The organism is Geodermatophilus sp. SYSU D00815 (assembly GCF_054050035.1).
In genome coordinates this window covers 1-2358 of record NZ_JBJGYO010000059.1, presented here as the reverse complement: position 1 = coordinate 2358, position 2358 = coordinate 1, and the positions used below count along the sequence as shown (strand labels likewise).

The 2358-nt window shown below is 71.3% G+C and carries 2 protein-coding genes; both read right to left on the bottom strand.

Features of this window, described 5'->3' with window-relative positions; all coding sequences use genetic code 11:
* Window positions 1-43: 43 nt before the first annotated feature.
* Window positions 44-1363 (bottom strand): ABC transporter substrate-binding protein, encoded by a 1320-nt coding sequence (locus tag ACI78S_RS25065; protein ID WP_456977705.1) that lies wholly within the window; start codon window positions 1361-1363, stop codon window positions 44-46.
* Window positions 1364-1593: 230 nt separating this feature from the next.
* Complete coding sequence (locus tag ACI78S_RS25060; protein ID WP_456977704.1) at window positions 1594-2013, bottom strand: hypothetical protein; 420 nt, start codon at window positions 2011-2013, stop codon at window positions 1594-1596.
* Window positions 2014-2358 lie beyond the last annotated feature (345 nt).

The following is a 2358-nucleotide window of genomic DNA, read 5'->3' as shown; positions in this document are numbered from 1 at the left end:
GGGCCGCCGGGACGGCGGCCCGCGACCGGGGCTCATCGTCGGATTACCAGCCCTCGATCCCGAGCTGCTGGGCCTGCTTCTTCGCGTCCTCGTCGTAGAGGGCGGCGCCGTCCTCGGCCGAGCGGATCCCCGAGCCGACCTCCACGCAGATCTGCTCCAGCGCCGGACCCTTGATCGGCGACACGAACTCCAGCGCCGGCGTCGTCGCGCCCTCCTGGTCGACGTAGGTCTGGATGTCCTTGACCACCTGCGGGACGTCGTCGGGCAGCTCGCAGCCGTCGACGGCCATGGGGCCCTGGGGCGGGGTGGCCTCGATCGTGGCCTGGCAGCCGGCCGGGCTGGCGATGAAGGCCTGGAACTGCCGTGCCGCTTCCAGCTGCTCCCCCTCGGTGGTGGCCGGGATGTAGACCGCGCCCGGCGCCCACACGGTCAGGCCGTTGCTCGCCTCGTCCGTCCCCGGGATCGGGAACAGACCGACGTCGTTGAGCGCCTCGGGGTTGTTCGCCTCGAGGGTGGCCAGCGCGAAGGTGAGGATCGGGTAGTGGACGCCTTCACCGGCGGCCAGCATCGCCATGCCGTCGGGCATCGTCGCCGACGCGAAGTCCTCGTTCAGGTAGCCGGCCTCGTTGATCTCCTGCAGGTGCTGGAAACCGGCCAGCGCCGCAGGGGTGTCGGCGAACTTCGCCTCGCCGGCGGTGTACTGCTCGGCGAAGTCGGGTTCCTCCTGGACGACGTTGTGGAAGTCGCCCAGCACGAACAGCTGCGAGGTCCAGGTCGAATCGGCGCCGTAGGTCTGGATCACCGGCACCTTCCCGGCGGCCTGGATGGCGGCGTTGTTCTCCATGAACTGGTCCCACGTGCGCGGGATCTGGAGCCCCAGCTCCTGGTACGTGGGGATGTGGTACATGATCGCGCCGCCCATGAACTGGCCGAACGGTGCGCCGTAGACCTGGTCGTTCGCGGTCACGGCGGTGGTGAAGGACTCCTGGAGGTCGTCGACCCACTCGGCGTCCCCCGCCGGCACGAGGGTCTGCTCCGGGTTGAGCGCCTGGAAGAGCGAGCCGGAGTTGTACATGAACAGGTCGGTCATGTCCCCGGTGGACAGCCGGGTCTTGACGATGTTGTCGCCCTCACCGCCCTGAGGGCGGGTCTCCACCTCGACGGTGATGTCGGGGTTCTCCTCCATGAACGCCTCGGCCAGCGCCTCGGCGGTGGCCACGCTGGTCTCGGAGTTGTCGGCCAGGAACGACAGGGTGATCGACCCGTCGTCCGAGCCGCTGTCGCCGCCGCAGGCGGACATGACCAGCGAGGTCACCGCCGCTCCGACGACGAGGGCCGCCGAGCGGCGCCTGGTCCGGTTCATCCATCTCTCCTTCGGGACGGCGCCGCGGGCTCCGCGGCGGCGGTCGGGGTGGCTGCGCACCGTTCGGCGGCGCAGGGCGAGCGGTGGATCCGAGGATTGAATGAAACGTTACAAGCAACGACGTAAGGTTATGTGAGCCAGGCCACCACCCACAAGGGGCGGTTACGAACTTGTGTCCTGGAGCTCCCGCCCGCGCCGTGAGCCGCCGTGAGTCCCGCAGCTGGCGCCGCTCAGGCGGGGAGGCGCTCCGGCGTCGGCGACCCGGCCTCCGGGCGGGCGACCACCCAGGCGGTGCGCCCGTGCAGCGGCGGGGTCTTCGTGCCGTCGGTGAACCACACGACGACTCCCCCGTGCGCCTTGCAGTGCGAGCGGACGACGCGGACACGGCTGCCCTGCCGGGTCCTGGTCGGCCGGACCAGGGGCAGCCCGAAGTCGGTACCGACGACGTCGGTGGTGAGGACCGGCTCCCCGGCGGGGAGGTGGGTGGTGGAGACGGTGACCGTGGGCTCCGGGGCCGGCGCCACGGGTCGGGGCGGCGGTGCCACGCCGCGGTGCACCGCGGCGCTCCGGCTCTTCCCGCACTCGCAGCGCCACGCGGCCTCGCCGGCGGCCCGGCGGAACGGGTGGGCGGACGTGGGCGCGGTGGTCATCGCGAGCTCCTGGTCGTGCGGTCGGGTGGGAAGGCCCCGTGCGTCCCGAGCGGATCACCGCTCGAACACGCGTTCGATCATCCCCCGCGGTACCGACACCCGCCACCCCCTTCCCCGGCGGTGGACTCCGGGGTGTCGGAGCGGATAGCCTGTCGAAGGACCTTCGTACACGTGTTCGATCGCAGGGGTGCACCGCGATGGCCGTTCCGGGCCTGGAAACGCGCAAGCCGACCGGTCGGGTGCCGTGGCCGTGCATCCTGCTGGAGGGCGAGGAGAAGGCGGGCAAGAGCTGGGCGCTGGCGGAGTTCTCCGCCAGCGACCGGATCGGCGCGCTGTACTGGATCG